This window comes from Candidatus Uabimicrobium helgolandensis, assembly GCF_041508025.1.
Lineage (GTDB): Bacteria > Planctomycetota > Uabimicrobiia > Uabimicrobiales > Uabimicrobiaceae > Uabimicrobium > Uabimicrobium helgolandensis.
In genome coordinates this window covers 6,691,917-6,704,241 of record NZ_CP165719.1, presented here as the reverse complement: position 1 = coordinate 6,704,241, position 12,325 = coordinate 6,691,917, and the positions used below count along the sequence as shown (strand labels likewise).

The 12,325-nt window shown below is 33.6% G+C and carries 12 protein-coding genes; 6 read left to right on the top strand and 6 right to left on the bottom strand.

Going from position 1 to position 12,325, the window contains the following annotated elements:
* The first annotated feature begins 44 nt into the window (after nt 1–44).
* The 3 genes from UABHE_RS24940 to UABHE_RS24930 all read left to right on the top strand — a co-directional run bounded on the left by UABHE_RS24940 (nt 45) and on the right by UABHE_RS24930 (nt 2,377).
* On the top strand, nt 45–668 hold the full coding sequence (locus tag UABHE_RS24940) for a hypothetical protein (protein ID WP_372366023.1): 624 nt from the start codon (nt 45–47) through the stop codon (nt 666–668).
* Between the two features lie 333 nt (nt 669–1,001).
* The gene (locus UABHE_RS24935) at nt 1,002–1,391 is read left to right on the top strand and encodes a hypothetical protein (RefSeq protein ID WP_372366022.1); all 390 of its coding nucleotides are present in this window, start codon (nt 1,002–1,004) and stop codon (nt 1,389–1,391) included.
* Nucleotides 1,304–2,377: an IS3 family transposase gene (locus UABHE_RS24930; RefSeq protein WP_372371676.1), complete on the top strand. Its 1,074-nt coding sequence runs from the start codon at nt 1,304–1,306 to the stop codon at nt 2,375–2,377. Before UABHE_RS24935 ends, UABHE_RS24930 begins: the two co-directional genes overlap by 88 nt.
* 388 nt (nt 2,378–2,765) lie before the next feature.
* On the opposite strand, the gene UABHE_RS24925 is transcribed toward UABHE_RS24930, so the two are convergent.
* The 6 genes from UABHE_RS24925 to UABHE_RS24900 form a co-directional block, all read right to left on the bottom strand.
* Nucleotides 2,766–3,536, bottom strand: coding sequence for a hypothetical protein (locus tag UABHE_RS24925; RefSeq protein WP_372366021.1), 771 nt, complete (start codon nt 3,534–3,536; stop codon nt 2,766–2,768).
* Nucleotides 3,537–3,545: 9 nt separating this feature from the next.
* The gene (locus UABHE_RS24920; RefSeq protein WP_372366020.1) at nt 3,546–4,598 is read right to left on the bottom strand and encodes a hypothetical protein; all 1,053 of its coding nucleotides are present in this window, start codon (nt 4,596–4,598) and stop codon (nt 3,546–3,548) included.
* A complete protein-coding gene (locus tag UABHE_RS24915; protein WP_372366019.1) occupies nt 4,570–4,764 on the bottom strand; it encodes a hypothetical protein in 195 nt (64 codons plus the stop codon). The genes UABHE_RS24920 and UABHE_RS24915 overlap by 29 nt, the downstream gene beginning before the upstream one ends.
* A gap of 21 nt (nt 4,765–4,785) precedes the next feature.
* Nucleotides 4,786–6,351 carry a hypothetical protein gene (locus UABHE_RS24910; RefSeq protein ID WP_372366018.1) on the bottom strand — a complete coding sequence of 522 codons (1,566 nt, stop codon included), beginning with the start codon at nt 6,349–6,351 and terminating at the stop codon, nt 4,786–4,788.
* Nucleotides 6,296–7,432 (bottom strand): hypothetical protein, encoded by a 1,137-nt coding sequence (locus UABHE_RS24905; RefSeq protein ID WP_372366017.1) that lies wholly within the window; start codon nt 7,430–7,432, stop codon nt 6,296–6,298. The genes UABHE_RS24910 and UABHE_RS24905 overlap by 56 nt, the downstream gene beginning before the upstream one ends.
* 588 nt (nt 7,433–8,020) lie before the next feature.
* Complete coding sequence (locus tag UABHE_RS24900; protein WP_372366016.1) at nt 8,021–8,191, bottom strand: hypothetical protein; 171 nt, start codon at nt 8,189–8,191, stop codon at nt 8,021–8,023.
* Nucleotides 8,192–8,806: 615 nt separating this feature from the next.
* Here UABHE_RS24900 and ltrA point away from each other — a divergent pair.
* The 3 genes from ltrA (at nt 8,807) to UABHE_RS24885 (ending at nt 11,981) form a co-directional block, all read left to right on the top strand.
* Nucleotides 8,807–10,084 (top strand): group II intron reverse transcriptase/maturase, encoded by a 1,278-nt coding sequence (gene ltrA, locus UABHE_RS24895; RefSeq protein ID WP_372366015.1) that lies wholly within the window; start codon nt 8,807–8,809, stop codon nt 10,082–10,084.
* Between the two features lie 622 nt (nt 10,085–10,706).
* The gene (locus UABHE_RS24890; RefSeq protein ID WP_372366014.1) at nt 10,707–10,961 is read left to right on the top strand and encodes a hypothetical protein; all 255 of its coding nucleotides are present in this window, start codon (nt 10,707–10,709) and stop codon (nt 10,959–10,961) included.
* A 483-nt stretch (nt 10,962–11,444) separates the two neighbouring features.
* Nucleotides 11,445–11,981: a hypothetical protein gene (locus tag UABHE_RS24885; protein ID WP_372366013.1), complete on the top strand. Its 537-nt coding sequence runs from the start codon at nt 11,445–11,447 to the stop codon at nt 11,979–11,981.
* The last annotated feature ends 344 nt before the right edge of the window (nt 11,982–12,325 follow it).

The following is a 12,325-nucleotide window of genomic DNA, read 5'->3' as shown; positions in this document are numbered from 1 at the left end:
CTCGCTATCCACTTAAAACAGCTGGTGTTAATATCTATCGCAAGTTGGAAAAAATATCGCAATCATTACATAATACTCTACAGGTTCATAGCTCGGAAAATCTTACTTTCTTTTGGAAATCTTTATCTCAACTAATTGTTTTTAATGAAGAAGTTGAAAGCCTCGAAACAATTTTTTCTATTATTCGAAAAATAGCATCTCTTCTCAATCGAAAATATTTTAATGAGCAAAATGCTCAAAAAACTCTTTCTGACTATGTTTTCTCTTTGACTGATAAGCGCGAGTTAGTTGTTACTTGGATTTCTTATGTTAAAAGAAATATCCACAGATGGTTACCCAAACTTTTTACATATGTGTCGCACTCTTTTTTACCTAATACTAACAATGATTTAGAGTCTTTTAATCTCAAACTTAAGAAGTTGTATCGCAAAACTACAGGACGAAAGAATTCGCATTTGTTTTTACTTTCAGCAGGCGTACCTCTTGCTTTTGCTCTTTCTTTTGACCATGCTACTTTGCCTTCTTCTTCTTTTTATGTTTCTTCCTATTCTGAACTTACTAAACTCAAGCACTCTTTGTTTCAACGTCAAAAAAAATCTATTGTTCACTCTATCAAAACAGATTTAGATGAATTTTTGTTTCGCCTTGAAGTTATGGCTTTCCCATAAATATATGTCTTTTTTTCGAGAAATTTACTCTTTGTACTTTTGTAGAAGACAAAGAGTATGACTTTCTGCTATTGGTCTGGCAGGAGTCTGGCAGTTTTTTATTCCACAATTGCAAAATTTCACCTATATCGAAACATCATTGCGTTTTAGATCACAATGAGTCTGGCAGTTTTTTATTCCATTACCAAAAACAACAATGGATGTATTTTTATATTTTCTCGGTTTGCGCGAGCCTGTCACCAAATTCACACGGCAAGATACCCTCTGTGCCATAATAAGTGAGACACCTTAAAATATCAATTTAGAATAGTAGGGTGAAAAAGGAAAATACAGGTGTCGCAAAAAAATGAAGAAATCCCAAACCCCGAATTCCAAGAAAAAAAGCTTACAAGACGAAAGCGAACAATAGAGTACAAAAAAGAGATAATAAAAAAAGTGGATGCATTAGCCGGAACAGGTAAAATAGGAGCATTCTTGAGAAAAGAAGGCTTGTATTATGCCGCAGTAAAAAAGTGGAGAGGCAATTACGAATCGGGGAAATGGGAGCAAACAAAGTTGAAAAAAACAGATAGAAAAATAGACACTTCAGCAGAAATAACCAAATTGAAAAAAGAAAAAGAAGCTTTAGAAAGAAAATTAAAACGAGCAGAGCTAATAATAGAAGCTCAAAAAAAAATATCCCAAATACTAGAGCTGTCAGAGGAAGAGAACGATACGAAATAATGAAAGCAGTAGCTATTTTAGCGAACGATATAGGAGTAGTAGAAGCTTGTAAAAGTTTTGGCATAGCAAGAGCAAGTTGGTATCGTTGGAAAAACGGAGGAAAAAAGATAAGGAAAAAGGGTTGCTATCCCCATGCGCTAACAAAAAAAGAAAAGGAAAATGTTTTAGAAATTTTAAACTCAGAGCGTTTTGTTGACATGTCGCCGCGAGAGGTTTATGCGATATTGCTAGATGAAGGAAAATATCTATGTTCTTACAGAACAATGTATCGTTTATTGCACGATCAAGAGAGCTCGCAAGAAAGGAGAAAACAAAGGCAGCATCGTAATTACGAAAAACCAGAACTACTGGCTACGGCTCCGAATTGCTTATGGTCATGGGACATCAGTAAATTAAAAGGTCCAAGAAAGTGGAACTACTTTTATTTATATGTAATTTTGGATGTATATAGTCGCTGTGTTGTCGGTTGGACAATTGCCGAAAAAGAATGTAAAAAAATAGCTAGTGATTTAATTGAAGAAACGACGGTAAAGCAAAAAATCCCTAAAGGACAACTTACAATACATGCTGATCGCGGAGCCTCAATGAGGTCGAAAAATGTTGCACTTTTACTCTCTGATTTAGGAATAACAAAAACACATTCGAGACCTTACGTTTCAAATGATAACCCCTTTAGTGAAAGTCAATTTAAGACTTTGAAGTATCGACCAGATTTTCCTGAGAGATTTGGTTCTATACAAGATGCGCGAAGTTTTTGTCGGACATTTTTTCTGTGGTATAACAAAGAACATCGGCATACTGGAATAGCTCTTTTTACTCCTGAAATGGTGCACTATGGACAAGTTCAGCATTTTTATAACATCAGAAAAGATACTCTCTCTCAGGCATACTTACAAAATCCTGGACGTTTTAGAAAAGGTATATCTATACCTAAATTAGTACCTGATGCTGTTTGGATTAATCCTCCCAAACAAAACTCTATATAGTTTTTTTTCTTCCCTTGCTTTTATTGGGAAGGAAAAAAATAACGAATATTATTTACTTGTTTTGAGAATAAAGGTTCGTAGCTGCTTTTCGATGAAAGCAAAAATCTTGACAGATTTTCTGGCGAGATTTTTGACTCAGCGAAAAGTTGCGGAGATGCTTTATGGCCGCAATACTTATCACTTATGATGGAGAATTTTTTAACGAATTTGTTTTTTAGTGTCTCATTTTTCTTGACACATTCCGTATTACTAAAAAATTTCCACAGGAAAGAGTAGAAAATACCAGAGCTACTTTAAAAAAATATAGCTCTGTTTTATAAAACATATGTTGCCCCAAAAAGTTATGCTTCCCTTTGTTATAGCAAAGGGAAACATAAAAAGTACTATTTTATTTAATTATTTGAATAACTTTCCAAGTTTTTTGAAAATCTTGTAGAACATATGTCATTTTCCGTATAATCCCTCCTGTTTGCAATCCTCGAATGTAAACATATTTTTTGTCTTTTGAAAAACAACAGCTATCAAAATCAATAAAATTAAAAGAGCCTCTCATTTCATTTTTTTTTGTCCAAATATTCGAAGCTAAAATATAAATTTTATTTTTTTCTTTAATGTAGAATTTTTTAGAAGAGCTTATATATGGGTAACGAGAAGATAACAATTCTTCTAAAATTAATTTTTTTATACCTATAACAGGAGGATTCACATTTAATTTTATTTGGCCAAGACCATATAGGTTTTTTTGATACACACCTTTTTGATATTCTCTTAAATAGATGACTCTATGAACATTAGACCTCACTGAATAACCATAATAATTATGGTTTTTCGATAACTTTTTCAAAAAGTTAAATGAAGCATTATCTTTTTCGAAAGCAAGACATGAAATAAAAGAAAATAGTAAACTTAGATTAATATCTTTAGCATCAAAATTCACTTTCGAGCGAATTAAAGAGTATATTTTTTTTTCACCTGGTACAAGTTCCAAAATAGCTAATATGCTTGCTATCTTTTTATGGTCTGAAGTATGTTTCAGCTCGGTAATTATTTTACTTACGTAGCCGATTTCAAATATATACTTACAATTTGCTTTTTTATCATTTAAACAGTTACAACCTGAAATAAAAATAAAAAAAATGCAAAAAAATTTGCAATACATTAGTATTCCTTACTTATTATTGTGTAAATATTGATACGTATATATTTCATAAGCTTCAGGATCATCTAGCGGACTTGCAAACGGCACACCATTTTGATCGAAGCGATAACTACCTGCTTGTTCTAATAAAAACCTGTTTCCATCTGCATCAATTCCATAAATAGTATTTTTAGATGGTTCAAAAATCACAGACTGACCATTACTTCCATCTGAGGCATACTCTCTAGGATCTTCTAAACCAAAAAATATGTGGAGTAGCTCATGAACTATAGCAGCAGCCAATTTATCTATCTCATTATTTACAGCTCTAGAGCAAATTCCAATTGTACGATCCAAAGGTTTGTTTGGTTCTCCTAGAGTATAAAAGTTGCAGTCCGGGTCGTCATCACATACAATTCCTCCAAATTTTATTTTTATTTCGCTTTTTTTAATTTTTTGCCATAAATCTTGGTATCTTTGTTTAAATTGATTCCTTATGGTTGGTTCTTTCATTGCGCTAGATATTCCTGATACAGATAAGTTGGGTAATTGGTTATCTAAAAAGTCAGACATACCTTCTATAGCCTCAAACGCTTTTTTTGTAGCCCATATAATGCGAGCTCTTACAGCAAAGTTATGCAGATCTGGATGAAGCGAAGAGTTAATTTTTACTTGATTTACAAATTGTTCTGATGGGTTTTCTAATTCAACTTTAATTCCATTAAGAATCCATGTTGTTAGCCCCATTGCGTCTGAATAACTATAAGAATTCCCACTAAAAGCCTCATAAAGTCCAAAATTATCAACACTAAAAAGACTGCGTTGTCTTCCTCGAAAAATGCTATTCCTATAGCTGCCTTGCTGACGGAGCAAAGTCATTTGAAACAAGAAATCTTTTTGCAAGAATCTTCCAAGTTTAGCAGAATAAACTCTCGCAGGAGAAATAACTAACTCATTACCAGAGTCTTTGAGAGTCAACCAATTCGATTGATAACCTAAGCGGTTTGTAGCACCTGTGTTACTTTCATCAAGTACTTCCCCAAAAGCATTGTACTCAGCAGAGAACCACATCACCATCATCATTGGTCAATCGATACACAGATCCACGATGGTCACAAGCGGTAGTCTGATCAAAAACAGTATCGTTTTCAAACTTCTGAACGTTGGTAACGCTTCCAATTCCAGGTACAGCAGAGTATCCGTGAGAGTAAAGAGCCGTTACTTCGCCTTGATCGTCTCTTTCGGTCAAGAGTTTGAGCCCACTGTAGTCCTAAGAAAAATATCTTAAACCATCAGAATCTTCCATGGCGTAGCGGCGGAGTAAACTGTCGTAGTGGAAGTAATTACTTACTCCAGAGGGGTATTTTATCGAGGTCACGAGGTTGGCATTGTTGAATTCAAAATAAGTACTCCCCGAAGGTTCCTCGATAATTGTACAATTGCCACGACTATCATAAGTAAAATATGAATGCCCATCACTTAAATTATGCGACACAGTAACGGCATTGTCAGCATCAAAAGTAAAATAAGTTTCTGTTCCGCGATTATTCTCGTATACTCGATTACCAGCAAGGTCGTAATCCCACTCGAAAGCATAGATTTTTGCAAAGGAGCTGTCTTTCCAGGTTTCACTGGTTAAACGTGAGTCATCGTCGTATTCTAGGTAGATATGGTCACCAGTTTCACGCAATACATGAGTGATACGACTGTCCTTATCATATTGGTACTCAAAATACACTAATGGCGTTCCATCTTCTTTTGCATGAAGCAGTTGCGTTAATCTATTGGCACTGTCATAATTATAATCGCAAAACGTATCATTTGCATAAACCTTCTTCGCACAATTGTTAACATCATTATACTCATAGTAATTTGTTTTAGTTTCATCAACAGATCCACCATACGGAGAAGTTCCCCATGCGGCTTCTCCCCATCCGCCACCACCAACATCTATTTTACTGAGAGTCATGCGATTAGCATTATCGTACTCGTAGTAGGTTGTCCAGCCAGATGTGATAAGTTCTTTTCTTCCTATCGCATCAAAACTACACACCACAGTATCACCAGAAGGTTGCTTTTCTTCAGTGAGACGATTAAGGTCATCATGAACAAAATAAGAAACACCGTTTTCACTGGTTATATTCACCATGTTTGATACTGCATCAAATTCATAATAACTAAATTTTAAATCAGGATAATCTATCTTTATCTGTCGATTTAAGTTATCATAAGAATAATAAGTAGTATTTTGATCGTTGTCTTGGCATGATATTAGATTTGATACACCATCGTAAGCGTAGTATTCACTACGACTCAGAGCATCGGTCATTGAAGTTATGCGATTTACATCGTCAAACTCATAAGTAGTTGGATTATTAAGTGGATCGACAGTCTCAATGACATTTCCAACTTTATCATAAGTAAAATAATTCAAAGCATCTATCGGAGTTTTAGTGCTTGTAAGACGATTGATATCATCGTAAGCAAAATAGGTTGTAAGCCCTAATGGATCAACAAAAGTTGTCCTATTACCTACAGCATCAAATTCAAAGTATACTTCGTTGTCTAAAGCATCAATAATACCTTTGTTTCTATTGAGATCATCGAAATAAAAATATGTTGGTTGTTGTAGAGCATCAACAACAGTTGTTCGATTTCCAACAGCATCAAATTCGAAATATGTCTCGTGTCCCAGAGGATCAATGATTCCTTTATTTCTATTAAGTTTATCAAAATAAAAATAGGTAGTATTTTGAATTGCATTGACTATCTCAGTAATATTACTTGTATATCGATGTTCCTTCTTCATCAAGAATATAGCGATTAAACTGGTCATGACGTAAGTATGCAGAATATTTGGCAGTGCCTTCTTCCTTTATAACGCGGCAAATTATCTTGTATATAACTTTCTCTCCAGGCTGTAAACTTTCGATTTTAGCGAACTTAACTTGGTGGATATTTTTGTTATAGATATAATGACTCCCCTTAACACTTACAAATTCCATTTGTTTGGGAAGATTACTATTAACTATAATATTGGTTGTTATGGTCGTACCTTCGTTTCTTACCATGGTAACATAAACTGTTTCCTGGTTTAATCTTACTGGATCTGCCATATCGTATGTTGAAATGTGCATGTACATTTTTTGCCCATCAACTTGAACATGACATGTATCACTATATTCTTTATCTGACGCTTTCACAACAACTCTATAAGCGTTTCGTCCATTGTAAACTTTATCTGAAAATGGAAAGCTTTGGTCAATACCTACACCACGAGCAATCACCTCTAAAACTATTTCCTGATCACTAGCGATTTCTGGTATCTTCCACTGTAGATTATCTAACAAGTCTTGTTGGCTTTTTACTGATTTAGGTTTGGAATTTATGCATTTAAGAGCTTCATCTAGCACACCTAATACATTAACATTATAAGCAGAACCACTACCTATATTGTTTATCTTGATTTTTAGTACGACTTGTTGGCCTACAAAAATATATTTTGAACTAGCAGTGACTTCAACTATTAGTTTGGGAACTACTACATTTATCGTAGAACGAATCTCATAAAGTTTATCGACAACAAATACTTGAGTAAGCATCGCAAATATTCCTTCAGAAAGCGTATGAAGAGAAAAAATGAATTGTTTTGATGCTTTTGGTTGTAAAGAAGTAATACGCCACTTTAATGCAAATTGACCTGTTTTTTGCCCTCGATATGTAAATCCTGCAGGAACTTGATGTTTGACAATAATATTTTTTATTACATGATTGGTGTTATTAGACACGCTGATTACACAATCTACTTGATCATTAACATATGCCTTTGAGGTAGTTTTTATTTGAATATCAAGTTCGCTATTAGCAAAAACACAACAGCCCATGATAAAAATAAAGATGACTTTTATATTACTCATAAAACCTCCGATATTATTTATTAGTTCATCCAACGAATGAGCACTTGTCTCACGAATAGCCAGGATTTTTAATTTGAAATGCTCAATATAGTACCTACATTCTGCAGTAAAAAAATATAAAATATATTAAAAATTTGATTTGCTCGCGAAATTTACACAAAAAATCCTTGAATTGGCACTTTTGTTATTCCAAAATGCGACTTACGGTTTAATACTCAAAAATTATGAATGTCTTTATTTAAAAGGATTTCAAAAATAAAAAAAGCTGCTAAAAAAAGTCGGGAATGTAGGTAGTACAAACAATAAGCTCTTTTATAAAAAGTAATTTTATTCTCAGGTGGCGGCATTATGCCGCCAGAAATAGAAAATTTGAAATAATCAAATAGCTCAAAATAATATTGTTAAATCATTTTAGCACCGTAGGGACTATTAGTAATTAGACTCAAATGGATAGACGTTGTTCTCTGGGACTCTTTTCTATAGTTACATATGGAAGTATCCAGAGAACGTAATTTATTAATATTTGCTATTTTTAATTCAAATTTTTTATCAAAAATAGCAAATATTAAGCTATCAATTTCCTCGAAGCTAATCGTCAAGCAAAGTTGTATTTTGATCCGCTGACCCAGTATTTGAAGAATTTTGACGAAATACAGCGCTTGCCCCCATGTCAATATAAAAAGGCATTCTCTCTTGTTCTCCAAGTTCTACAGGAAAGTTTACATTATATTCTCGAGCAGGTTTTACCCAAGGATCCATATTGGAGCCTCCTAATCCATTGGAAATTAGTTTTTCAGCTTCTTGAAGTAGTAGTTCATCATTAGATTTATATGCTTTGCGGAGCGTGGAGCTATTCAGTGACAGAGAGCGTCCAGCAAGCTGTAATTACCTAGAAGGTGAAAGTCCTTCCATAGTAAAAACTAGAGCTATGTAGCTTAACAGCGGATATACGAGAAATCAAGTATTCGAAGCCTGTTGAAAAAGTCATTCAAGGAATGGCGAGCAAATTAGTAGACCGCAACGAAAGTGAACGTGTACGTAACCTCGAAATGATTAAATTTAGAAGCCGAGTCTGTTCTGTCAAGATGAAGGCAGTATACAAAATCGAAAACTAGTTGAAACGAGAAAGTATTCTAACGGGGTAAGCAGCGGCGGTATGCAAGAAAGATAATTATGGAACTGGAGAGAGCTTCCTCATCCCAGAAAGAAACTTCTGGAGCAAGGTAGATCCTATAACTGTAAAAGCAGGAAATGGATTGAAAGATGAGAAGCAGTCGGACGGGTTGGTAGTAGTGTAGAAGCAGAGTAACATCTGTGGAGCGAAGCGGCCAGACTATTAGAAAATCTTTCAACAAAAAGAGAGGCAAGGATGAAATGAAAAAAGCGTCCATAAATTTGCAAGATCTGAGAAGAAAGATATATATCAAGGCGAAAGCTGAAAAAGAAAAGAGATTTTGGGGACTGTATGTCCATGTATGTAAGTATGAAACGTTAGAAGAATCGTATATACAAGCGAAAAGCAACAACGGAAGTGAAGGAATTGATAAGGTAACATTTGCAGAAATAGAGTTGAGAGGGAGAAAAGAATTTCTACTGTCAATTCAAAAAGAATTGCGTGAAGAGATATACACAACGACGAAATATAGGAAAATAGAAATTCCGAAAGCTGAAAAAGGCAAGAAGAGAAAATTATCAATTCCAACAATAAAAGATCGCGTAGTACAAGGAGCTCTAAAGTTAATACTAGAACCAATATTTGAAGCAGATTTTCAAGAAGGTTCGTATGGATATAGACCAAAAAGATCTCAACACCAAGCATTAAGAAAAGTACAAGTGGCAATTTTAAAAGGAAAAACAATAGTGTTAGATGTCGATTTGAAAAATTATTTCGATACGATAAGACACCATATATTACTGAAGAAAATAGCGATAAGAGTTGATGATAAGCAAATAATGCGACTAATAAAGCTAATCCTGAAAAGTTGCGGAAGAAAAGGAGTAGGACAGGGTTCTTCTCTGGCTCCGTTATTGTCAAACCTGTACTTAAATGAAGTAGACAAAATGCTGGAAAAAGCGAAAACGGTAACAACAAATGGCCAATATTCGAATATCGAATACGCGAGATTCGCCGACGATATAAAGATATTGATCAGTTCTCATCCGAGTCAAAGGTGGATAATCAACGCAATAACAAAAAGACTAAAAGAAGAATTGCACAAAATCGAAGTAGAGGTGAACGAAGATAAAACCAATATAACAGACCTGAGAAAAGGTGATAAAATAACTTTTCTAGGCTTCGATATAAAGAGAATAAAATCGAAGAAAGGAAAATGGTTTCCTCTAACAACGCCGAAAATGAGTGCAAGAACAAAAGTGATTAGGAAAATGAAGAACGTTTTCAAAATAAACTGCTCGCGACATATACTGGATGTTATTGATCAGATAAATCCTATTATTCAAGGATGGGTAAACTATTTTCGCTTTGGAAACTCTACTAAATGCTTCTCATATGTAAAAGACTGGATCAATACCAAAGTTCGAAAACATATGCAGCGCGCAAGTAAAAGAAGAGGAATCGGCTGGAAAAGGTGGAGTAAGGACTTTATACAAAAACTTGGATTATTTTCCAACTACAAAGTTTGTATATCCTGAAAGCTGTACAGTTGATAAGTTCCATAAACCTTGATACGAAATCTATTAGGAAAGCGTAGTATGGGAAATCCATCCGCTGCGTTTGAACGGGCGGCTGCTGGAAACATATCAACGGTAGAATATGTGAACCCTTTTTGCAATCGAAAGAGCATAATGGAAAAACCTTCTACCTAAAGGTAATGCGCCAGCCTTCGACCCTACCTCATTTTATAAGGGTGTCAGACCTTTTTTACGCAAGATGTAGTGGATGCGAACCAAATTTTTCAATTCTTGTGTCAGACTCGAATGTCATTCAGTTAACGATAAGTCGTTTAATATAAAAATCTTATGTTGATCAGCGAACATCTTTATTGTCGTTTTCCACTTGACCCTAAATTCAGTACACTGATACAGCAGAGGAATTTCTTACTCTTATGAAAGTTCTCATGTATATTTTAAATTTATACTTCGCTCTAAATATACATTAAATCCGAAACAAGAAAATAATGTAAGTATAAGTAAATCAATACATTATGGAATTATCTTTTCTCTTAACTGAATGGCATTAGTGTCAGACTCAGTTAAATGGGTGATAGACTTAGAAAAAACTTGATGACAAACTCAACGAAAAAGATACTTCTCAATGAAAAGAGTAACTTTAAGTTCATTTTCAGTTGATAATATTAATTATGTAACAAAACTTGAAGCAGACCCAGGAGAACTCACTAACATAACCAGATTAAAAGAGACTTTATTTCACGAATTTGGTCATGCTGCAGACCCAAATCTACATAGAAGATTTAGATCAATAGTAAGCAAAGAAAATTATGCTGATATTTGGGCAATAAAAAAATTGTTAAAAACTGGAGATTTAGAATTTGGAAGCCTATATATTTGAATATATTAAAAGAAATACGGGTTTGAGAGCCAATGTCGCAGCATACTCTTTAGCTGCCGTGGGAACTGTAAGTACCGCAATTGGTACAGCTATACCTCTCTTATCATGTGATTAGAAATTTGGTGAGAAACGAGATGTTTCTCACCGAATGAAATGGTATTTTTAAGAGGAGTAAGCATGTCTACGGAAAAAATTTGGTGTAAAGCTATTGATATAATTGAAGAAAAAAACAAAAATTATTACAACATAATGTTGACTTTGATTATATTGTTAAGTTTATTGTTAAACATATTTCTCGTTATAATATCTTATTTAAAATTTATTAATGTATTTGGTTTGTTATTTCTTTCCTTTTGTTCATTGCTACTTATTCTTATTTTTTTGTATTTTGCTAATCAAAAAATTATTTCTTATTGTGATTTAAGAAACAAAAAAAATTTGGATTATATAGTTTTTTGTAAAAAGTCAAAAAAAATACAAAAAATGTTTGAAAATATAAAGCCAAATTTTAAAGAAATCGAAAATTTTAAAATGTACATTAAATCAATAGTTAATTTTTGTGAAGATCCAAAAAATTTTCAAGGTGAGGTTTATATTTACGAAACAATCTCTAGTAAATCGGATACTGTTAAACTAAATGCATATAATTATAAATTAGAAATGAAAGACTTTTTTTTAGATTTAAAGAAAGACCAAAAAAATATTATTTTATTAAATGAAATAGTTAACATGAAAAAGCTGTGCTCCTGTGATAAATCACATACATTTTACTTTTTAACTGCAGCATATACATGGCTCAATAATGAACACTGTTTTTCTGGTTGGATAGATTATTGTCCGAAATGTAAACAGGTATTAAAATTTTTACCACATGTTGTATCGCTTTTTCGTTCAAGAGAAAAAATTTTAGATTTAAATACTCTTCAAATACAAGAGAAAAAATCTTTTGTAAATACAAAACGAGGGCATAAAAAGGAATTTGAAATTGATTTTCACACTTTAGAACGCGAATTTAACTAAAAGATACATCTTATGCTAGTTGTAGTTGTAGAAAAACTCTGCTGTAATTACCTAGAAGGTGAAAGTCCTTCCATAGTAAAAACTAGAGCTATGTAGCTTAACAGCGAATATGCGAGAAATCAAATATTCGAAGCCTGTTGAAAAAGTCATTCAAGGAATGGCGAGTAAATTAGTAGACCGCAACGAAAGTGAACGTACAAGTAACCTCGAAATGATTAAATTTAGAAGCCGAGTCTGTTCTGTCAAGATGAAGGTAGTATACAAAATCGAAAACTAGTTGAAACGAGAATGTATTCTAACGGGGTAAGCAGCGGCGGTATGCAAGAAAGATAATTACGGAACTG

Excerpts from the sequence above, each read along its gene's own strand:
- UABHE_RS24925 (WP_372366021.1), bottom strand. The coding sequence starts at position 3,536 with ATGTATTGCAAATTTTTTTGCATTTTTTTTATTTTTATTTCAGGTTGT.
- UABHE_RS24920 (WP_372366020.1), bottom strand. The coding sequence starts at position 4,598 with ATGATGATGGTGATGTGGTTCTCTGCTGAGTACAATGCTTTTGGGGAA.
- UABHE_RS24910 (WP_372366018.1), bottom strand. The coding sequence starts at position 6,351 with ATGACCAGTTTAATCGCTATATTCTTGATGAAGAAGGAACATCGATAT.
- UABHE_RS24905 (WP_372366017.1), bottom strand. The coding sequence starts at position 7,432 with ATGAGTAATATAAAAGTCATCTTTATTTTTATCATGGGCTGTTGTGTT.
- UABHE_RS24900 (WP_372366016.1), bottom strand. The coding sequence starts at position 8,191 with ATGGATCCTTGGGTAAAACCTGCTCGAGAATATAATGTAAACTTTCCT.
- ltrA (WP_372366015.1), top strand. The coding sequence starts at position 8,807 with ATGAAAAAAGCGTCCATAAATTTGCAAGATCTGAGAAGAAAGATATAT.
- UABHE_RS24890 (WP_372366014.1), top strand. The coding sequence starts at position 10,707 with ATGAAAAGAGTAACTTTAAGTTCATTTTCAGTTGATAATATTAATTAT.
- UABHE_RS24885 (WP_372366013.1), top strand. The coding sequence starts at position 11,445 with ATGTTTGAAAATATAAAGCCAAATTTTAAAGAAATCGAAAATTTTAAA.